Genomic DNA, 19,242 nt, shown 5'->3' with positions numbered 1-19,242 from the left:
ATGCCCGTCCGGCGTTCACATGTGCTGCGTCTTGTTCAGCAGCAGGCCCTTTCCGGCTCCGTCATCTCCGTCACCTTCCGCACGTCGACCCGCCGCAGGGTGACCGACGCCAGCACGGCCGCCGCGAGCAGGAGCACCGCCCCGGCCAGGGCAGCGCCCTGCATTCCGCTCGTGAACGCCTCCCTCGCGGCCGTTGCCAGGGCGTCTCCCGTGCGCCCCGGGAGCTGCTCGGCGACGGCCAGCGCGCCGCCCAGGGTCTCGCGGGCCGCGTCCGGGGCCGCCGCCGGCATCTCGTGGCGGTAGACCGCCGTACCGATGGAGCCGAGGAACGCCATGCTCAGCGCGCCGCCGAACTCCGTGCCGGTCTCCAGGAGGGAGGAGGCCGCGCCCGCCTTCTCCACCGGGGCGCTGCCCATGGCCAGGTCGGTCACCTGGGACATGACCGCGACGATCCCGCAGGCCAGGACACCGCACGCCGCCAGCAGCAGCCACAGGGAGTCCGTGTCGGCCAGGGCCAGCACCACATAGCCGCACGCGCTGACCGCGAAGCCGCCGGCGACGACGTGAGCGCGCGGGACGCCCCGCTGGACGAGCTGTGCGGTGACCGGGGCCGCACCGCCGATGAACACCGAGGGCAGCAGGCTCCACAGCGCGGCCTCGAGGGGGCTCTTGCCCAGGACCGACTGGAGGTACTGGGTCGTGAAGTAGGCCGAGCCCATCATGCCGAAGGCGGCGACGAGGTTGAGGACGACGGCCGGGCTGAAGCCGCGCCCCCGGAACAGCTCCGGTGAGACCAGCGGAGACGCCGTCGTGCGCTGCCGGTGGACGAAGAGGGCGGCGAAGAGCAGGCCGACCGTCACCGAGACGACGTACCGCACGTTCCAGCCCTCGGACGGGATCTCCTTGAGGCCGTAGATCACGGGCAGGACCGCCGCCATCGACAGCGGGACGCTCAGCCAGTCGAAGCGGCCGGGTGCGGGGTTCTTCGCCTCCGGCAGCAGGACCGGGCCGAGGACCAGCAGCAGCACCATCGCGGGCAGATTGACCAGGAAGACCGAGCCCCACCAGAAGTGCTCGACGAGCACGCCGCTCATCACCGAGCCGAGCGCGATACCGGCGGTCATCACGCCCGACCACAGTCCGATCGCCTTCGCCCGCTGGGCGGGGTCGGTGAACATCGTGCGGACCAGCGCCATCGTCGACGGCATCAGGGTCGCCCCGCCGATACCGAGGACGGCCCGGGCCGCGATCAGGGTCTCGGCGCTGTTCGCGTACGCCGCCAGCACCGAGGCGGTGCCGAAGGCCGCCGCGCCGATCAGCAGGAGCCTGCGGCGGCCGATGCGGTCGCCCAGCGAGCCCATCGTCATCAGCAGGCCCGCGAGGACGAAGCCGTAGATGTCGAAGATCCACAGCTGCTGGGTGCCGCTGGGCTCCAGGTCCGCGCTGATCTCCGGGATCGCGAAGTAGAGGACCGAGACGTCCATCGAGACCAGCAGCAGCGGAAGCATCAGCACGCCGAGCGCGGTCCATTCGCGACGGCCGGCGCGGGCCGGAGCATGCGTGTGTGTCGTCATGGCAGGGACTGTACGGGCGTCTTAAACGTCTGTCTAGTACGCTTGTATAAATCGCTCGTCTAGGACGGCTGTATGAAGCCGGGGTAGGGTGACATGGCATGGGACACCGTGAGGATCTGCTCGAAGGCGCCAAGCGCTGCCTGCTCGCCAAGGGCTTCGCGCGGACGACCGCGCGCGACATCGTCAAGGAGTCGGGGACCAACCTGGCGTCGATCGGTTACCACTACGGCTCGAAGGACGCGCTGCTGGCGCAGGCGTACATCGAGATGGTGGAAGGGATCTCCGACGCCTTCGTGGCCGGCGGCGAGCTACAGGGGGAGCCCGGCTCCCTGGAGCGGTTCACCGAGGTGTGGTCGAACATCATCGCCACCATGCGGGACCCCGGTTCGCTGTGGCGGCTCAGCATGGAGATCGTGGTCATGGGCGACCAGCTGCCCGAGGTGCGGGATCATCTGGCACGGGCCCAGCGGGACGGCGCGCGCGGCATCGTCACGCTCTTCCAGGGCGGGCGTGAGGAGGACGTCCCGGAGGAGACCGTGGACACGCTCGGCTACTTCTACCTGACCCTGATGATGGGACTCATGGCGCAGTGGACCTTCGATCCGAAGAGCGCGCCGGAGGCCGAGCAGTTGACGGAGGGGCTGCGGCGGGTGCTGGACGACCTCAAGCGGACCTGACGTACCTGCTGGTGGCGCGGTCCCACCCCGTTCAGTGCGAGCCGGTATCGGCCGCGACGCAGGGTGACGCACCGGAAACGCAGAGGAAGACGCCGGCGAGGTCAGGTGACCAGCCTGCCGTCCCGCATCTCGACCACCCGGTCCGCGAAGTGCCGTACCACCGCCCGGTCGTGGCAGATGAACAGGTAGCCGAGGCCGAGGTCGTCCTGGAGGTCGGCCAGGAGGTTCAGGACGCCGGCGCGGACGGACGGGTCCAGGGCCGAGACGGGCTCGTCGAGGACCAGGAGGCGCGGGTCGGAGGCGAGTGCGCGGGCGATGCCGGCGCGCTGGCACTGGCCGCCGGAGAGTTCGTGCGGGCGGCGGGCGCCGTAGGAGGGGGCCAGGCCGACTCGGTCGAGGAGTTCGGCCACGCGGGTGGGGCCGTCGGCTTCGGTCCAGCGGCCCTGGACCTTCAGGGGTTCCGCCACCGCGTCGCGGATGCGGTGGCGGGGGTTGAGGGAGCCGTACGGGTCCTGGAAGACCGGTTGCATGCGGGGGCGGAGCGGACGCAGTTCGCGTTCGGTGAGGGACGTCAACTCCACTCCCTCGAAGCGGACTTCACCCGCGTCCGGGCGGCGCAGTTGGAGGACCGCCAGTGCCGTGGTCGACTTGCCGCAGCCGGACGGGCCGTCCAGCGCGAGGGTCTCGCCCGGCTCCAGGGTGAGGGAGACGCCGTCCACGGCGGTGACGGTGCCGTAGTGGACGACCAGGTCGCGTACGTCGAGCAGGTGCGTCATGCCGGTTGTTCCTCCTCGAACAACGTGGCCGTGTCGTCCGGGATCCGGTCGGGGTGGTGGCAGGCGACCAGGCGTCCGTCGAGCTCCCGGGTCTCCGGTTCCTCGCTGCGGCAGTGGTCCGTCGCCAAGGGGCAGCGGGGGGCGAAGGCGCAGCCCGGCGGGAGCTCGCCGGGGGCCGGGGGAGTGCCGGGGAGGGTGGGCAGGCGGCGGCGCCGGGGGCCGTCCTGGGGGAGGGAGGCCAGGAGACCGGCGGTGTAGGGGGCGCGGGGCTGGCCCAACACCGTGTGCGTCGGCCCCAGTTCGCTCGTTCGGCCGGCGTACATCACCAGTACTCGGTCCGCGTGGTCGCGGACGACGTCCAGGTCGTGCGTGACCAGGAGAAGGGCCGCGCCGACCGCCTCCCGCTGCTCGGACAGCACCCGCAGCACCTGCTCGCGGCGCTCCGCGTCCAGCGCGGTGGTGGGCTCGTCGGCGACGACGAGGTCGGGTTCGTTGAGGGTGGCCATCGCGATGACCGCCCGCTGCCGCATGCCGCCGGAGTACTCGTGCGGGTGGGCCCGGGCGCGGCGGGCGGCGTCCGGGATGCCCACCCGGTCCAGTGCGGCGACGGCACGGGCGCGGGCCTCCCGGCGGGAGACGCGGTGCACCGACCGTACGGCGGCGGCGAGTTGGTCGCCGACGGGGTGCACGGGCGACAGGGCGGAGAGGGCGTCCTGGGGGACGAGCGAGATACGCCGGCCGCGGGCGGCGGCGAGGTCCGGGGAACCGTCCAGCCGGATCTCCCCGTTCACCGTGGCACCCCGCGGGGCCATGCCCAGCAGGGCCCGCGCGGTGAGCGACTTGCCGGCGCCCGACTCGCCGACCAGGGCGAGGACTTCACGCGGGCGGACGTCGAAGGACACGCCGCGGACGGCCTCGACACCGTGGAAGGCGATCCGTAGGTCACGAACGGACAGCAGGATGTCAGACGACGCCAACGGGGGTCTCCTTTCGGGCCGTTGCGGATACGGTCCCCCGTCTTCCCTGTGCGTACGCGGCTCCCGACACCGCCAGGCCCGCCAGCAGCGCCAGGGCGATCGCCGGGGCCAGGGCTGCCCAGGGGGCGCGTTCCACGTAGGCGCGGGACTCGTCGAGGAGGAGGCCCCACTCGGGGGCCGGGGGCTGGGCGCCCAGGCCGAGGAAGCCCAGGGAGGCCAGGGCGAGGGCGATGCCGGGGAGGCGGAGGAGGGCGTGACGGGCGACCGGGGCGGCCACCGAGGGCAGGACGTGCCGGGTGAGGATCCAGGACGGGGGTGCGCCGATGGCCCGTTGGGCGGTGAGGAACGCCGAGGCCCGCACCTCCTGCACCAGGGCCGCCGCGTGCGCGGACAGGGGCGGCCAGGAGATCGCGCCGACGGCCAGGGCCGCGCCGCCGGTGCCGGGACCCGCCGCCGCGGCGACCAGGATGCCGACGATCACCGGGGGCAGCGCGTTGGCGATGTCCGCCGCACCGGCCGCCACGCCGGGGAGGAAGCCCAGGGCCAGCGACAGGATCAGGCTGAACAGGCAGACGGCCGCCGCCGTGCCGACCGTCGCCGCCGCGCCGTGTCCGAGGCGGGCCAGGACGTCACGGCCGAGGCCGTCCGTGCCGAGCGGGTGCGCCCAGGACGGCGAGGCCAGCCGCGCCGCCGTGTTCACCGCGTACGGATCGCGCAGCAGGCCCCAGCCGATCGTGGTGAGGAGGACGGCCGCCAGGGTCAGCGGGATCGCGGGGTGGGTGCGGACCGGGCGGGGCGGCGGCAGGGCCAGTGAGGCGTCCCGCAGGGCCGGGCCCAGCAGGCGGCGCCGGACCAGGGCCGCCAGCGCGCCGGCGACCAGGCCGAGCAGCAGCAACGCCAGCACCGAGCCCTGGAGCAGCGGCAGGTCCTGCGACTTGGCCGCCCCCAGCGCCGTACGCCCGATGCCGGGCACCGCGAACACCGTCTCCACCGCGACCGCGCCACCGGTCAGGCCCACGGCGGCCATGCCGAACTGCGGAACCAGCGGGGGCAGTACGCGGCGCAGGGCCGCCGCCGAGATCCGCGCCCGGCTCACCCCCGCGCCCCGCCACAGCTCCACCCACCGCTCCTCCAGCACGGCCGGCAGCGCGTCCGCGACCAGCCGGCCGAGCAGCCCGCCCGCCGGGACGCCCAGGGCGACCGCGGGCAGCACCATCGACGCGGGCCCCTGCCAGCCGGACGTCGGCAGCCACCCCAGCCACACCCCGCACACCAGCAGACCCACCGTCGCCAGCAGGAACTCCGGGACGGCGGCGAGCATCGCGGCGCCCGCCCCGGCCGACGCCCGCCCCCGCACCAGCACGGGCGCGACCAGCACGACGGCGAGCAGTACCGCCACGCCGAGCGCCGCGCCCATCAGGGCCAGCGACACCTGGAGCCCGGCCGTCACCGACGGCAGGACGTCCGTGCCCGACACCCAGGAGGTGCCGAGGTCGCCGCGGACCAGGCCGGCGGCCCAACTCCCCAGCAGGGACAGGGGACCGGCGTCCAGACCGAGGTCGCGGCGTACGGCGTCCAGGGCCTCCTGCGTGGGCTCCTGTTCGGCGGAGCGGGCGCGCAGGACGGTCAGAGCGGGGTCGCGGCCGGAGAGCCAGGGCAGCAGGCCCACGGTGGCGACGACCGCGAGGAGGGAGACGGCCCGGGTGAACCCGGCGGCGGTGAACCTCACTTGACGTACGTGGCGGCCGTGACCAGCTCCCGCTCGCGCGGGTCGTGCGCGGCGCCGACGACCCCGGCGGCGTCGCCCTGGATCACCCGCTCGTGCAGCATCGGCACGGCCGCGTCGGTCGCGAGGACGGCGGCCTCGGCGGCGATGACGGCCTGACGGCGGGCGTCACCGGTGGGCGTCTCGCCGGCCTTCTTCAGCGCCGCGTCCACGGAAGGGTCGCTGAGCTGGGCGATGTTGAAGGACCCGTCGGAGGCGAAGTCGCTGTAGAAGTAGGCGGCCGGGTCGCCGGAGTCCAGGACGGTGGCCCGGGAGAGGATGAAGGCGTCGAACGCGCCCGCCAGCGCGTCGGACTCGATGTTGGCGTACTCACGCACGTCCAGCTTCACCTTGAACCCGGCCTTCTGCAGCTGCTGTTGCAGCGCGGCGGCGACCTCCGGCAGTTCGGCGCGGTCGGTGAAGGTGCCGATGGTGACGGTCCGTCCGGCCGGGTCGCCCGCCTTGGCGCGGGTCACCGGCTCGCGCAGCTCGTCCGCCCAGGGCAGCGCCGGCCCGAGCAGTCCCTCGGCGACGTCGGCGCGGCCCTCGTACACGCCCCGCACGATCGACTCGGCGTCGATCGCCTCACGGGCGGCGGCGCGCAGTGAGGCGTCCTTGAAGACGCCCTTCTCGGTGTTGAGGTACAGGGTGTTGGTGCGCGGCATGGGCACCTCGGTGACGAGGTCCTTCTCCAGCAGCGCGGCCTGCGACACCGGTACCGCCTCGACGATGTCGGCCTCGCCGCTGCGCAGGGCGGCCGCACGGGCGGTGCCGTCCGGTACGAACCGCACGTCGATGCCGGGGGCCTTGGCCTTGCCGCCCCAGTAGGCGTCGTAGCGGTCGAGGGTGGCGGAGGAGGTGCCGTTGACCTTGGTCAGCTCGAAGGGGCCGGTGCCCGCGCCGAGGGGGTTCACCGTCTTCCCGGTGTACGCCTTGGCCGCGAGGATCGACAGCTGGGGCGAGCTGAGGCGCTGCGGGACCAGGGGGTCCTCGGTGGCCGTCGTGACGGTGACCGTGTCGGCGTCGGCGGCCTTCGCGGTCAGCTCGACGCCGTCCAGGATGCGCGGCTTGGGGGCGGCGGTGGCGGCCTTGGTGAGGGAGCGGACGACGGCCTCGGCGTCGAGCTTCGTGCCGTCGTGGAAGGTGACGCCGTCGCGTATCTCGAAGCTCCAGGTCCGGCCGCTCTGCTGCCAGGAGGTGGCGAGCGCGGGCTGGGCGTCACCGGTCGCGTCCAGCTTCACCAGCGTCTCGGCGGTCGACCAGCGCGAGAGCTTGAACGCGTCGTCGGACAGCGGCGACAGGCCCGAGCGCGGCGGCTGCATCATCGCGACGCGCACGCGCTTGCCGTCCGCGCCGGAGGACGCGGATCCGTCGCCGGTGAAGCAGCCGGTGAGCAGCGCGGAGGCGGCCGAGAGGGCGGTGAGGGGGAGCAGGCGACGGGCGGGCAGGCGCACGGGGCCCTCCGGGTCAAGAGGTGATCAAGGGTGAGTGCGCTGACAGTAGCATGATGATAATCGTTTTCAAGAATTCGGCGGGAGGAGCAGAGGGCCGCTACAGCCGGTGCGCCTTCAGCGCCATGTGCAGCAGCAGCCGGTCCTCCCCGTCGTCCAGGTCCAGGCCCGTCAACTGCTCGACGCGCGACAGCCGGTAGTACAGCGTCTGCCGGTGGATGCCCAGCTCCGCCGCCGTACGGCCCGCCTGGCCCGCGCAGTCGAGGTAGACCTCGGCGGTGCGGGCGAGTTCCCGGTGGGCGGGGGAGAGGAGATCCCGTACGGCCGGGTCCTGCGCGCTCTCCGGCGGCAGTGCGGTGAGCAGCCGGAACGGGCCGATCGAGGCCCAGTGGGCGACCGGCCCCAGCCGGGGCTCCGCCAGCGCCGCCCGTGCCGAGGCGGCCGCCTCCTGCCAGGCCGTGCCCAGCTCCGCCAGGCCGAGCCGCCCGCCGGCGACTCCCGCGGCGGCTCCGCCCGCCCGCTCCAGCAACCGCCCCGCCGCCGAGGTCGCCGGCGTCGGCAGGTCCGTCGCCCGCAGCCGCACCAGCAGGGCCAGCGACTGGGACGTCGTGCCCCACGGCACCGTGCACAGGGCCTCCGCCCCCGGCAGCGTACGCAGCGAGGGTGCGTCGTCCGGGTCGGCGGACGGCCAGGGGGTCACGCACACCACGGTGTGGGGGCCGTCGGCACGGGCGCCGAGCGCGGTGCGCAGCTCGGCCACCGCCATGTCCCGCTGCCAGCCGCGCTCGGCGGTCAGGACCGCCCGCAGCTCCCGGGTGAGATCGGCGCCGTGCTGGGCCTCGTCCGCGAGCAGGGCACCGATCCGGACGGTCACCTGCATCGCGGACGCCAGTTGGGCGTCCGAGGGACCCGGATCGTCGTCCAGCAGCCAGACGTAGCCGAGGACGACGCCCCGGTGGCGTACGGGGAGACAGACGCGGCCCCGGTGGACGCCGGCCTCCGGGGTCGGCGGGATGCGGACCGGCCCGGTCGCGCGGGTGATGCCGAAGCCCTCGAACCAGGTGCGGACGGCCGCCGTCGAACGCCGGGTCAGGATCGAGCGGGTGCGCACGGGGTCCAGGGCGGAGGCGTCGAGCTCGCCCTCGCTGTCGTACGCGCCGAAGGCGATCAGCTCGAAGTCCCGGTTCTCCAGGGTCGCGGGCGCGCCGAGCAGCTCCGAGATCTCGTCGACGAGCTCCTGGTAGTCACCCGCGTAGTTGAAAGGCGCAGTATCCGACGTCACCGGGGCATTCTCCCCCATCCCGGCAACCCCTTCATACATCTGTCTGAGATCTGCGGCACGGATGCGTGACAGCTGTCGATGGCCGACGATCGGAGGGATCCTTAGGTTTCACGGTGGTTCTCCGTGCCGTTCCCGGATCGTCGGGTATCGGCCTCGTATGGGTTGGTATGTGGAGGTGCCCCGTGCTGGGTCCCGTGATTCTCGCCGCGTCGCGCAGCGACCGGATGCGACGCCTGATCTCGGCGGCCCCGGTGACCAAGCAGGTCGTCGACCGCTTCATCCCGGGCGAGACGGTCGACGACATCGTGCCGATCATCAGGGACCTCACGGACAAGGGCCTGGAGCTGACGATGGACGTCGTCGGCGAGGACATCACCACCCGCGAGCAGGCCACCGCCGCCCGGGACGCCTATCTGCAGCTCATCGACCGGCTCAAGGAGCTGGAGCTCGGTCCCAAGGTCGAGATGTCCGTCAAGCTGTCGATGTTCGGACAGGCCCTCCCGTCGCCCACCACCGCCCTCGACCGAGGGCCCTCCGGGCCCGCCCCCGCATTCCAGGGCGGCCACGACCTGGCCCTCGCCAACGTCCGCCCGGTCGTCGAGGCCGCCGCCGCCATCGGCACCACCGTCACCCTGGACGCCGAGGACCACACCACCCTCGACTCGATGTTCGCCATCCACGAGGAGCTGCGGAAGGACTTCCCGCAGACCGGCTGCGTCATCCAGGCCTACCTCTTCCGCACCGAGGCCGACGCCCGCCGCCTCGCCGCGAGCGGCAGTCGCGTACGGCTGGTGAAGGGCGCGTACAAGGAGCCCGCCGAGGTCGCCTACCAGCAGAAGCACGAGATCGACAAGGCGTACGTCCGCATCCTGCGGACACTCATGGAGGGCGAGGGGTACCCGATGATCGGGTCGCACGACCCGCGCCTCATCTCCATCGCCCAGGAGCTGGCCCGCAAGGCCGGCCGCAAGCTCGACGAGTACGAGTTCCAGATGCTGTACGGCATCCGCGGCGACGAGCACCTGCGGCTCGCCGCCGAGGGCCACCGCATGCGCGTGTACACCGCCTACGGCACCGACTGGTACGGCTACTTCATGCGGAGGCTCGCTGAGAAGCCGGCGAACCTGCGCTTCTTCCTCCGCAGCATGATCACCAAGGGCTGAGCCCGCACCCCCGCTCGCAACCCGCTCAGTAAGGAGTTACGGAACCCATGGACGCTGTGACCCAGGTCCCCACCCCCGTCAACGAGCCGGTGCACGGCTACGCCCCCGGCTCGCCCGAACGCGCCCGGCTGGAGGCCAAGCTCAAGGAGCTGGCCGACAACCCGATCGACCTGCCCTGCACCATCGGCGGTGAGAAGCGGATGGGTGGCGGCGAGCGGTTCGACGTCGTGCAGCCGCACAACCACAAGGCCCGCCTCGGCACCTACGGCAACGCCACCCAGCAGGACGCGCAGGACGCCATCGACGCGGCCCTCGCCGCCGCGCCCGCCTGGCGCGCGATGTCCTTCGACGACCGCGCGGCGATCATCCTGCGTGCCGCGGAGCTGCTGGCCGGCCCGTGGCGCGAGACGCTGGCCGCCTCCACCATGCTCGGCCAGTCGAAGACCGCCCAGCAGGCCGAGATCGACACCCCCTGCGAGCTGGTCGACTTCTGGCGCTTCAACGTCCACTACGCCCGCCAGATCCTGGCCGAGCAGCCCCCGGCCAACTCCCCGGGCGTGTGGAACCGTCTCGACCACCGCCCGCTGGAGGGCTTCGTCTACGCGATCACGCCGTTCAACTTCACGGCGATCGCGGGCAACCTGCCGACGGCCCCGGCCCTGATGGGCAACGTCGTCGTGTGGAAGCCGTCCCCGACGCAGACCCACGCCGCCGTGCTGCTCATGCAGCTGCTGGAGGAGGCCGGTCTGCCCAAGGGCGTCATCAACCTCGTCACCGGTGACGGCATCGAGGTCTCCAAGGTCGCCCTGGAGCACCGCGACCTCGCCGGCATCCACTTCACCGGCTCGACCCGGACCTTCCAGTACCTGTGGAAGACGGTCGGCGCCAACATCGAGAAGTACCGCTCCTACCCGCGCCTGGTCGGTGAGACCGGCGGCAAGGACTTCGTCGTCGCCCACCCGAGCGCCGACCGCGCCGTACTGAAGACCGCGCTGACCCGCGGTGCCTTCGAGTACCAGGGCCAGAAGTGCTCGGCGACCTCCCGCGCGTACGTTCCGGCGTCCATCTGGAACTCCGGCTTCAAGGAGGAGTTCGCGGCCGAGGTCGACTACATCACCATGGGTGACGTCACCGACCTGTCCAACTTCATCGGCGCCGTCATCGACGAGCGCGCCTTCGCCAAGAACAAGGCCGCGATCGACCGCGCGAAGTCGGACCCGGCCTGCACGATCGTCGCCGGCGGCTCCTACGACGACTCGGTCGGCTGGTTCGTCCGCCCGACCGTCATCGAGTGCACCGACCCGGAGAACGAGGTCTTCACCACCGAGTACTTCGGCCCGGTCCTCGCCGTGCACGTCTACGAGGACGAGAAGTACGACGAGATGCTGACGCAGATGGAGTCGGTGTCCGACTACGCGCTGACCGGCTCGGTCATCGCGGGCGACCGCGCCGCCGCGGCCTACACGATGGACAAGCTGCGCTACGCGGCCGGCAACTTCTACATCAACGACAAGTCGACCGGTGCCGTCGTCGGCCAGCAGCCCTTCGGCGGCGGCCGCGCCTCCGGCACCAACGACAAGGCCGGCGCCCCGCAGAACCTGACGCGCTGGACCCTGACCCGCTCCATCAAGGAGACCCTGGTCCCGCCGACCGACTACACCTACCCGCACATGGGCTGACATCCCCCGCGACGGACGGGCCGGGCCGGAGTTCTTCTCCGGCCCGGCCCGTCCGCGTGTCCGCGCGGGCAGACTGGCCCCATGACGTGGACCGAGGAGAAGGTGACGGCCGACGACGGCGTGTGCCTGTGGGCGGCGCGGTCGGGCGTGGGGGAGCCACTGGTGCTGTGCCACGGCGGGCCCGGACTGTGGGACATGTTCGAGGACGTGGCCGGGCCGCTGGCCGACCGGTCCACGGTGGTCCGCTGGGACCAGCGCGGCTGCGGGCGTTCGCAGCGGTGCGACGGGCCGTGGACGCGCGAGCGGTTCGTGGCCGACCTGGACGCCGTACGCGGCCACTTCGGATTCGACCGGACGGCCCTGCTCGGGCACTCCTGGGGCGCCCAACTGGCGTTGGCCTACGCGCTCGCGCACCCGGAGCGGGTGAGCACGCTGATCTACGTCAGCGGTACGGGCATCGGACCGGACGCCGACTGGCACCCGGCGTACCGGGAGAACTTCCTCGCCCGGCTCGGCGAGCGGCCCGAACGACTCCAGCGCTGGCGGTACTTGATGGACCGTCAGCTGATGACGGACGAGGAGGCACGGGAGGGGGCCGTGCTCCAGTGGTCGGTCGAGTTCGAGGACCGTGACCGGGCCCTGGAGCAAGCCGGGCACATGGCCGACCCCTGGTTCGGGATCAACACCGCGTGCAACAAGACCCTCAACGAGGAGCGGAAGCGGACCTGGGGCACACCCGAGCTGTACGCCGCCTGCCGGGGCCTCGACCTGCCCGTCCTCATCGTGGACGGCGAACACGACATCCGCCCGCGCTCGGCCGTGGACTCGCTGGAGCGGGCCCTGCCGAACGTGCGCCGGGTGATCCTGCCGGGTGCCGGACACATGCCGTGGGCGGAGGACCGGCAGGGCTTCCTGGAGGCGGTGGCGTCGGCGGTGCGGTGAACGCTACCCGGCGAACTCGGTCCGCTCCCACCACTCGTACACGGGCAGTGTGCCCTCCGGTGTGTCCGCCTGCCGCGGAGTCGCCCTGAAGTGTTCGTATCCGCCGAGGAACTCGATCTTCACATCGGTTCCCGGGGGCGGGACCGGGACGATCCGCTCGGGCAGATCCTTCGGACCACCCTCGAGAAGTGCTTTGGCCGTGTCGCTCATGACCTCACCGTTCCCGTTGCCGCAACCCGATGTCGCGTCCCGCGCCCAGGATCAGCCGTGTGGGCGATCCGCCGCCCGCACCAGGATCTTCCCGGTGTTCCCGCCCCGCAGCATCAGCAGGAACGCCTCCACGATCCGCTCGAAGCCGACCACCACCGTCTCGTCCAGCGCGAGCGCCCCGCTGAGCAGACGCGGTACGGCGAACTCGTACAACTCCTCCTGTACGTCCCGGTGGTTGCTCACCAGGAAGCCCTCGATGCGCAGGCTCTTCTCCACCACGTCGGCGTGGTTGAAGAGCACCGGTGGCGCCTCGGGGGTGTTGTACTGGCCGACCGTGCCGATCCGGACGACGCGCCCGCGTTCGCGCAGCGCGCCGACCGCCGCGCCGAGGTGCTCGCCGCCGACGTTGTCGACGAAGACGTCGATGCCGGTCGGGGCGGCCTCGGCCAGGAGGTCGGCGACGGGACCTGAGTGGTAGTCGAAGGCCTCGTCGTAGCCGACCCGTTCGGTCAGGTACCGGACCTTCTCCGGTGTGCCCGCGCTGCCGATCAGCCGGCCCGCGCCGAGAAGGCGGGCGAAGCGGCCGGTGGCGGTGCCGACCCCGCCGGCCGCCGCGGAGACGAACAGGTCGTCTCCCTCGCGGAGTCGGGCGATGCGGGTCAGGCCGACATAGGCCGTCAGGCCTGTGCCGCCGAGGACGCTCAGGTACGCGGAGAGCGGTACGCCGTCGTGGTGCGGCAGGCGTCTGACCTCCTCGGGTCGGACCACCGCGTGGGTGCGCCAGCCCTGGCGGTGGAAGACGATCTCCCCCTCGGGGAGCGCGACCGGGTCGCGGGTGGCGACGATCCGGCCGAGGGTGCGGCCCTCCAGTGGGGCGTTCAACTCGAAGTGCTCGTCCATCATTTCGCGGTGGTACGGGTCGACCGACCAGTAGAGGTTCTCGACCAGGGCCGTGCCCGGCGCGGGCTCCGGGACGGGGGATTCGGCGAAGCGGAAGTGGTCGGGGGTGGGAAAGCCGGTCGGGCGGGCGGTCTGCTGCACGGTGAGCGCGGTGTCGGTCATGGGAGGGGACCGTAGGGAGGAATGCGCCGGGGCGGGGAGAGGGTTGGTCTCATGGAACGGGGCGATCCATGAGACGCCCTCATGGTCGCAGGTGGGAGACACGTGTGAACTCGGTTGATCTTGCGCCGCAGGAGTTGCGGACCCTGGTGGCGGTGGCCGACGAGGGAGGCTTCTCGGCGGCCGCCGTCCGGCTCGGTGCCACCCAGTCCGCCGTCTCCCACGCGGTGCGGGGCATCGAAGGCAAGCTGGGCGTGGTGCTGTTCGAGCGCGGGCGGTTCGGGGCCCGGCCCACGCCGGCCGGCGCACGGGCCGTGGCGCACGCGCGCCGGGTCCTGCGGATGCTGGAGGTGCTGGTCGCCGAGACGCGGGGCACCGGGACACGCCGGCTCGCCGGGCCCCTGCGCGTCGCCGCCTTCCGCAGCGCCGCCCTGTACCTGCTGCCGCCCGTCCTGGAGCGCCTGGCCGCGCGCCACCCGGGGATCGAGGTGACCGTCACGGTCGTGCGGGAGATCGGTCCCGGCACCGCCGGCGAGGTGGCCGAGGGGCGCGCCGACCTCGGCATCGCGACCTTCGGCACCAGCGCGCCGATCCCGCCCGAACTGATCGGGGACCTCCTGCTCGAGGAGCCGTACGCGCTGGTGCACCCGGCCGGGCATCCCGACCCGCGCTCGCTGCCGCTCGTCGACTGGCAGGAGAACTGCTCCTCCTACACACGTCAGTGGTGGGCCGCCCAGGACTGGATCCCGGCCGCGACCGTGCGCGCCGAGGACGACGGAGCCGTGCTGTCGATGGTCGGCAGCGGGCTCGGCATGGCGATCATGCCCGCGCTGTCGCTCACGGAGGTGCCGCCGGGGCTGCGGATCACCGACCTCGGCCCCGCGCGCCCCACCCGTCGCATCGGTTACGTCACCACACCGGAACTCGCCGCCACGGCCGCCGTCCGCGCCCTCGTCCGGGAGCTGCGCGCCCACACGAAACCGCAGAAGCCGCAGCTCAGCGCCGTGTGAGCCATTGCACTGTCTCAGATAGTAGGAAGCCCAAGTATTTGTGGAGACAGTCGCGCGCTGCTCCCTTACTTTTGTAGGAGCCGAACGTCTCGCTCGATCCAGCGAATGGCGGTCGTGAGCCGGGCCCCGTGCAGGCAACCCCTGCGGCACCGCTCCCCGCCCCACCCGGCGTCTCGTAACCCTTTCCGCTCCCTGGTTTGTCGAAGGAGTCGATTCCCCATGGCCGAGACGACCGCCCGCCGCCGAGTCCGTCACGTCTCCCGTACGAGCGAGTCCGACCGCAAGAACGCCGCAGCCGCCCTCCAGCGCGCCCTCGACCGCCGTGACAACGGCGGCGAGACGGGCCACTGAGCCGGCCGCGGGATCTCTGAACCACCCCTGTATCCGGGAGCCGCGCCCGCAGGGGGTGCGGCGCGGACCTGAGCGGGACCTCAGGCTCCGCGCCGCACCTCGAAACGGTCGATCCGCCTGCCGTCCGAGGCGCGCGCCGACACCGTCAGCCGGGGTGCCTGGCCACCGACCGCCTCCACCGTGAGGAACGAGTAGCCCCGGTAGCGCACCCGCGACCACTCCACGGTCTCCGCCGCCGTGTCCCGGGACTTCGTCCACCGGAAGGTGCCGACGGACTCGTGCGCGGTGACGTGCCCCTCGTAGCTCTCCGCCACGCCCGCCGGAAAGCCGTGCAGGTTACGGCGGCCGCCGCCGCCCGCCGTGACGTACACGGTCCCGTCCCTGGTCGGATCGGCCGACCCGCCGACCGGCACCGCGCGCCCGACCTCGCCGTCCTTCACCGCGTCCGTCCGCTCGTACACATGGTTGTGCCCGTTGATCACCAGGTCCACCTGGTACTGGGCGAACAGCGGCAGCCACTCCGCGCGCACCCCGCCGTCGGAGGCGTGCGCGGAGGTCGAGTAGGCGCAGTGGTGGAAGAACACGACGACGAAGTCGACGCCGTCCGCCGCCCGCAGCGCGCCCAGCGTCCGCTTCAGCCACGCCGTCTGCCGGCCTTGTGTGTGCCCGAGGTTGGCGGGGATCTCGTACGACACGTCGTTCGCGTCCAGCGCCACGACACCGACGTTGCCGTACGTGAAGGTGTACGCGCCCAGGGTCGTCCGCGGGGCGAAGCCGGTCTCCGGGAGGGAGAAACGGGCGAGTTGGCCGCCGTAGCCGTCGGGGGAGTACCAGGCCTCCATGTCGTGGTTGCCGGTCGTCACCATCCACGGCACCGACCGGGCCACCGGTTCGCTCTGCCGGAGGAACCCGTCCCAGGCCTTCGGGTCGTAGACGTCGGACGTCTTCCCCCGCCCGGCGGCGTTCGCGTAGCAGATGTCGCCCGCGTGCAGGTGGAAGGCGGGCTTCTCGCGCAGCAGCAGCCGGTCGACGGCGGCCGCGTCCCGCCCGACGCCCTGGTCGCCGAAGGCGGTGAACACGAACCGCTCGGGGCGCGCCGGCGCCGTACGGAACGATGTGATCGTGGCGCGGTGCTCCGGCGCGGCCGGGTCGAAGCCGTCGTGGCCGACGCCGTAGTAGTACGTCGTGCCGGGCAGGAGGCCGTCCAGGGCCGCGTGCACGTAGTACTGCTCGACGGCCTTGCGCACGCCCTCGACGCCGGGCGTGTGCAGGGCGCGCACCTCCGCCTCGGCCTTGCCGCCGAGTTCGTCGGGGCGGGTGCCGAACCTGATGTAAGGGCGGCGCACGGCGGCCGGGACCTGCCAGGAGACGCGCATCTGGGTCCGCGGGTCGGCGCCGAAGGAGAGGTGGCGGCCGAAAGGGGTGACGGCGCGGCCGGGGGCCCCCGCGACAGGAGAGGTCGAGCGGGTGGGGGTGGCCGTGCGGGCCGGGGTGGCCGTGCCAGTCGGTCCCGAGCAGCCGGTGAGCAGCCCGCCCGCCACCGCGCCCGCCGTCACCAGCGTCCGACGCCGGGTCAGCCTCGTGCGCAGGTACTCGTACTGCTCGGCCATGCTCATCCGCTCGGCGAGCCGGGGCGGAATGCCGACGTCCGGTGTCTCCATGGCCCCTACCTTCCCGTACGCCCCAACGCCCGTCCGGCGAACGGGTGAACGCGACCCTGCGGAGCGACGCCACATGTCCGTATGGCGGACATGCCGTGTCATCCCATGGGACGAGGAGTAGGGTGCCGTGCATGTCGGCAAGCTCTCGCACCCTCAATCTCGCAGTGATCCCCGGTGACGGCATCGGCCAGGAGGTCGTGGCCGAAGGTCTCAAGGTCCTCTCCGCCGTCCTTCCGCAGGATGTGAAGCTGGAGACGAAGGAGTACGACTTCGGCGCCCGGCGTTACCACGCCACCGGTGAGACCCTCACCGACGCCGACCTCGACGCGCTGAAGAAGCACGACGCCATCCTGCTGGGCGCGATCGGCGACCCGGGTGTCCCCTCCGGCGTCCTGGAGCGCGGCTTCCTGCTCAAGCTCCGCTTCGCCTTCGACCACCACGTCAACCTGCGCCCGTCGAAGCTCCTCCCGGGCGTCGCCACCCCGCTCGCCGGCGAGCCGCAGATCGACTTCGTCGTCGTCCGCGAGGGCACCGAGGGCCCGTACACCGGCAACGGCGGCACCATCAGGAAGGGCACCCCGCACGAGGTCGCCACCGAGGTCTCCGTCAACACGGCCTTCGGTGTCGAGCGCGTGGTCCGTGACGCCTTCGCCCGCGCCCAGGCCCGCCCGCGCAAGAAGCTGGCGCTGATCCACAAGAACAACGTGCTGACCTTCGCCGGTCACCTGTGGACGAACATCTTCAACAAGGTGGCCGAGGAGTTCCCCGAGGTCACCACCGAGTACATGCACGTCGACGCGGCCACCATCTACCTGGTGACCCAGCCCGAGCGCTTCGACGTCATCGTCACCGACAACCTCTTCGGCGACATCATCACCGACCTCGCCGCGGCCGTCTCCGGCGGCATCGGCGTCGCGGCGAGCGGCAACATCAACCCGTCCGGCGAGTTCCCGTCGATGTTCGAGCCCGTCCACGGCTCGGCCCCCGACATCGCCGGCCAGGGCAAGGCCGACCCCACCGCCACGGTCCTGTCCGTCGCCCTCCTCCTGCGCCACCTCGGCTACGACGCCGAGGCCGGCCGGGTCGAGGAGGCCGTCTCCGCCGACCTCGCGGAGCGCACCGGCAAGCCCGCCCGCAGCACGTCCGAGATCGGCGACGCGCTGGCCGTACGAGTAGCCGGCTGACCCTCCCCCAGAGCCTCAAGGGCCTGGGGGGACCCCCAGGCACTCGAAACCTCCAGATCTCCCGAAGATCATTCGAAGCCGCCGGGTCGCATCCGCACCCGGCGGCTTTTCGTATGCGGTTGCCGGGTGTCACCATCAAGCCTGGGCCGCATTCACCCCGTTTTCTTCCGCCGTACGCCCCGCGAGATAATCGAACGCGGAGCCGCGGTATGAGGGAATGCTCGGACGTCCTAGCACTGGCCACCGGCCGTGCGGGCGTGATAGCGGCCCGTCACTACACAACGGTGAAGGACAACCACTCATGACGACGCCCACGATCGAGCTCAAGCCCTCCGCCAGCCCGCTCTCCGACGCCGAGCGCGAGGCCATCCTGGCCAACCCCGGGTTCGGCCGCCACTTCACCGACCACATGGTGACGATCAAGTGGACCGAGGGCCGGGGCTGGCACGACGGCCAGCTCGTTCCGTACGCGCCGATCCCCCTCGACCCGGCGACGAACGTCCTGCACTACGCCCAGGAGATCTTCGAGGGCCTCAAGGCCTACCGCCGCCCCGACGGCTCCGTCGCCACCTTCCGCCCGGACCAGAACGCCAAGCGCTTCCAGCGCTCCGCCCGCCGCCTCGCCATGCCCGAGCTACCGGTCGAGACGTTCATCGAGGCGTGCGACGCCCTCGTCCAGCAGGACAAGGCGTGGGTGCCGGCCCACGGCGGCGAGGAGTCCCTCTACCTGCGCCCCTTCATGATCGCGACCGAGGTCGGCCTGGGCGTGAAGCCGGCCAACGAGTACCTCTTCCTGGTCATCGCCTCCCCGGCCGGCGCCTACTTCGCGGGTGGTGTGAAGCCGGTGTCGATCTGGGTCTCCGAGGACCGCGTCCGTGCCGTCCCCGGCGGCATGGGTGACGCCAAGACCGGCGGCAACTACGCCGCTTCCCTCCTCGCCCAGGCCGAGGCCGCCGCCAAGGGCTGCGACCAGGTCTGCTACCTCGACGCGGTCGAGCACCAGTGGGTCGAGGAACTCGGCGGCATGAACCTGTACTTCGTGTACGGCAACAAGATCGTCACGCCGACCCTGACCGGCTCCATCCTCGAGGGCGTCACCCGTGACAGCCTCCTCACCGTCGCCCGCGACCTCGGCTACGAGGCCGAGGAGGGCCGCGTCTCCATCGACCAGTGGCAGCGCGACTCCGAGAACGGCACCCTCACCGAGGTCTTCGCCTGCGGCACCGCCGCCGTCATCACCCCGGTCGGCACCGTCAAGCGCGCGGGCGCCGAGTGGAAGCAGTCGGACGGCGAGCCCGGCGAGGTCACCCTGAAGCTCCGCCAGGCGCTGCTGGACATCCAGCGCGGCACGGCCGAGGACAAGCACGGCTGGATGCACCAGCTCGGCTGACCTGCCCCCCAGGTCGGGCTGGCCCCCAGGGGCCGTTCGTTCGACGCGTGCCGTCTCCCCGCGCGGACATCCATTGAGTCCGCGGGGGAGC

17 protein-coding genes are annotated in these 19,242 nt (G+C 72.2%); 8 read left to right on the top strand and 9 right to left on the bottom strand.

Going from position 1 to position 19,242, the window contains the following annotated elements:
- Positions 1-35: 35 nt before the first annotated feature.
- Positions 36-1,574, bottom strand: coding sequence for an MFS transporter (locus tag IE263_RS17735; protein ID WP_189937478.1), 1,539 nt, complete (start codon positions 1,572-1,574; stop codon positions 36-38).
- A 98-nt stretch (positions 1,575-1,672) separates the two neighbouring features.
- On the opposite strand from IE263_RS17735, the gene IE263_RS17730 reads away from it, so the two are divergent.
- Positions 1,673-2,251: a TetR/AcrR family transcriptional regulator gene (locus IE263_RS17730; RefSeq protein ID WP_189937476.1), complete on the top strand. Its 579-nt coding sequence runs from the start codon at positions 1,673-1,675 to the stop codon at positions 2,249-2,251.
- Positions 2,252-2,352: 101 nt separating this feature from the next.
- Here the strand turns inward: IE263_RS17730 and IE263_RS17725 are convergent, their stop codons facing one another.
- The 5 genes from IE263_RS17725 to IE263_RS17705 all read right to left on the bottom strand — a co-directional run bounded on the left by IE263_RS17725 (position 2,353) and on the right by IE263_RS17705 (position 8,520).
- Positions 2,353-3,027 (bottom strand): ATP-binding cassette domain-containing protein, encoded by a 675-nt coding sequence (locus IE263_RS17725; RefSeq protein ID WP_189937474.1) that lies wholly within the window; start codon positions 3,025-3,027, stop codon positions 2,353-2,355.
- Positions 3,024-4,004, bottom strand: coding sequence for an ABC transporter ATP-binding protein (locus IE263_RS17720; protein ID WP_189937472.1), 981 nt, complete (start codon positions 4,002-4,004; stop codon positions 3,024-3,026). The genes IE263_RS17725 and IE263_RS17720 overlap by 4 nt, the downstream gene beginning before the upstream one ends.
- Positions 3,991-5,733, bottom strand: coding sequence for an ABC transporter permease subunit (locus tag IE263_RS17715; RefSeq protein ID WP_189937470.1), 1,743 nt, complete (start codon positions 5,731-5,733; stop codon positions 3,991-3,993). The genes IE263_RS17720 and IE263_RS17715 overlap by 14 nt, the downstream gene beginning before the upstream one ends.
- Positions 5,730-7,223 (bottom strand): ABC transporter substrate-binding protein, encoded by a 1,494-nt coding sequence (locus IE263_RS17710; RefSeq protein ID WP_189937468.1) that lies wholly within the window; start codon positions 7,221-7,223, stop codon positions 5,730-5,732. Before IE263_RS17710 ends, IE263_RS17715 begins: the two co-directional genes overlap by 4 nt.
- A gap of 97 nt (positions 7,224-7,320) precedes the next feature.
- A complete protein-coding gene (locus IE263_RS17705) occupies positions 7,321-8,520 on the bottom strand; it encodes a PucR family transcriptional regulator (protein ID WP_189937466.1) in 1,200 nt (399 codons plus the stop codon).
- A gap of 164 nt (positions 8,521-8,684) precedes the next feature.
- On the opposite strand from IE263_RS17705, the gene IE263_RS17700 reads away from it, so the two are divergent.
- From IE263_RS17700 to IE263_RS17690, 3 genes are all read left to right on the top strand, one after another.
- A complete protein-coding gene (locus IE263_RS17700; protein ID WP_189937464.1) occupies positions 8,685-9,665 on the top strand; it encodes a proline dehydrogenase family protein in 981 nt (326 codons plus the stop codon).
- 47 nt (positions 9,666-9,712) lie between these two features.
- Positions 9,713-11,344, top strand: coding sequence for an L-glutamate gamma-semialdehyde dehydrogenase (pruA, locus tag IE263_RS17695; RefSeq protein ID WP_189937463.1), 1,632 nt, complete (start codon positions 9,713-9,715; stop codon positions 11,342-11,344).
- A gap of 81 nt (positions 11,345-11,425) precedes the next feature.
- Complete coding sequence (locus IE263_RS17690) at positions 11,426-12,286, top strand: alpha/beta fold hydrolase (RefSeq protein ID WP_189937462.1); 861 nt, start codon at positions 11,426-11,428, stop codon at positions 12,284-12,286.
- Between the two features lie 3 nt (positions 12,287-12,289).
- Here the strand turns inward: IE263_RS17690 and IE263_RS17685 are convergent, their stop codons facing one another.
- Both IE263_RS17685 and IE263_RS17680 read right to left on the bottom strand, forming a co-directional pair.
- The gene (locus IE263_RS17685) at positions 12,290-12,496 is read right to left on the bottom strand and encodes a DUF5988 family protein (RefSeq protein ID WP_189937461.1); all 207 of its coding nucleotides are present in this window, start codon (positions 12,494-12,496) and stop codon (positions 12,290-12,292) included.
- Positions 12,497-12,547: 51 nt separating this feature from the next.
- Positions 12,548-13,558, bottom strand: coding sequence for an NADP-dependent oxidoreductase (locus tag IE263_RS17680; protein ID WP_189937460.1), 1,011 nt, complete (start codon positions 13,556-13,558; stop codon positions 12,548-12,550).
- A 104-nt stretch (positions 13,559-13,662) separates the two neighbouring features.
- Here IE263_RS17680 and IE263_RS17675 point away from each other — a divergent pair, with 104 nt between their 5' ends.
- Positions 13,663-14,565, top strand: a complete 903-nt coding sequence (locus IE263_RS17675) for a LysR family transcriptional regulator (RefSeq protein ID WP_229911026.1) — start codon at positions 13,663-13,665, stop codon at positions 14,563-14,565.
- A gap of 219 nt (positions 14,566-14,784) precedes the next feature.
- Positions 14,785-14,916, top strand: a complete 132-nt coding sequence (locus IE263_RS49515) for a hypothetical protein (RefSeq protein WP_267971215.1) — start codon at positions 14,785-14,787, stop codon at positions 14,914-14,916.
- Positions 14,917-14,996: 80 nt separating this feature from the next.
- Here IE263_RS49515 and IE263_RS17670 read toward each other — a convergent pair whose 3' ends face one another.
- Positions 14,997-16,577, bottom strand: coding sequence for a purple acid phosphatase family protein (locus IE263_RS17670; RefSeq protein WP_189937458.1), 1,581 nt, complete (start codon positions 16,575-16,577; stop codon positions 14,997-14,999).
- Between the two features lie 131 nt (positions 16,578-16,708).
- Here IE263_RS17670 and IE263_RS17665 point away from each other — a divergent pair, with 131 nt between their 5' ends.
- Both IE263_RS17665 and IE263_RS17660 read left to right on the top strand, forming a co-directional pair.
- The gene (locus tag IE263_RS17665) at positions 16,709-17,761 is read left to right on the top strand and encodes a 3-isopropylmalate dehydrogenase (protein ID WP_189937457.1); all 1,053 of its coding nucleotides are present in this window, start codon (positions 16,709-16,711) and stop codon (positions 17,759-17,761) included.
- 301 nt (positions 17,762-18,062) lie between these two features.
- Positions 18,063-19,151: a branched-chain amino acid aminotransferase gene (locus IE263_RS17660; RefSeq protein ID WP_189937456.1), complete on the top strand. Its 1,089-nt coding sequence runs from the start codon at positions 18,063-18,065 to the stop codon at positions 19,149-19,151.
- Positions 19,152-19,242 lie beyond the last annotated feature (91 nt).

The organism is Streptomyces aurantiogriseus (assembly GCF_014649375.1).
Taxonomy (GTDB): Bacteria; Actinomycetota; Actinomycetes; order Streptomycetales; family Streptomycetaceae; genus Streptomyces; species Streptomyces aurantiogriseus.
Note: the sequence above shows the minus strand (reverse complement) of the source record. Positions and strands in the feature narration are given on the sequence as shown.

Bases quoted from the DNA above. Each gene is read 5' to 3' on its own strand.
- IE263_RS17735 (WP_189937478.1), bottom strand. From the start codon at position 1,574: ATGACGACACACACGCATGCTCCGGCCCGCGCCGGCCGTCGCGAATGG.
- IE263_RS17730 (WP_189937476.1), top strand. From the start codon at position 1,673: ATGGGACACCGTGAGGATCTGCTCGAAGGCGCCAAGCGCTGCCTGCTC.
- IE263_RS17725 (WP_189937474.1), bottom strand. From the start codon at position 3,027: ATGACGCACCTGCTCGACGTACGCGACCTGGTCGTCCACTACGGCACC.
- IE263_RS17705 (WP_189937466.1), bottom strand. From the start codon at position 8,520: ATGGGGGAGAATGCCCCGGTGACGTCGGATACTGCGCCTTTCAACTAC.
- pruA (WP_189937463.1), top strand. From the start codon at position 9,713: ATGGACGCTGTGACCCAGGTCCCCACCCCCGTCAACGAGCCGGTGCAC.
- IE263_RS17690 (WP_189937462.1), top strand. From the start codon at position 11,426: ATGACGTGGACCGAGGAGAAGGTGACGGCCGACGACGGCGTGTGCCTG.
- IE263_RS17685 (WP_189937461.1), bottom strand. From the start codon at position 12,496: ATGAGCGACACGGCCAAAGCACTTCTCGAGGGTGGTCCGAAGGATCTG.
- IE263_RS17680 (WP_189937460.1), bottom strand. From the start codon at position 13,558: ATGACCGACACCGCGCTCACCGTGCAGCAGACCGCCCGCCCGACCGGC.
- IE263_RS49515 (WP_267971215.1), top strand. From the start codon at position 14,785: ATGGCCGAGACGACCGCCCGCCGCCGAGTCCGTCACGTCTCCCGTACG.
- IE263_RS17670 (WP_189937458.1), bottom strand. From the start codon at position 16,577: ATGGAGACACCGGACGTCGGCATTCCGCCCCGGCTCGCCGAGCGGATG.
- IE263_RS17665 (WP_189937457.1), top strand. From the start codon at position 16,709: ATGTCGGCAAGCTCTCGCACCCTCAATCTCGCAGTGATCCCCGGTGAC.
- IE263_RS17660 (WP_189937456.1), top strand. From the start codon at position 18,063: ATGACGACGCCCACGATCGAGCTCAAGCCCTCCGCCAGCCCGCTCTCC.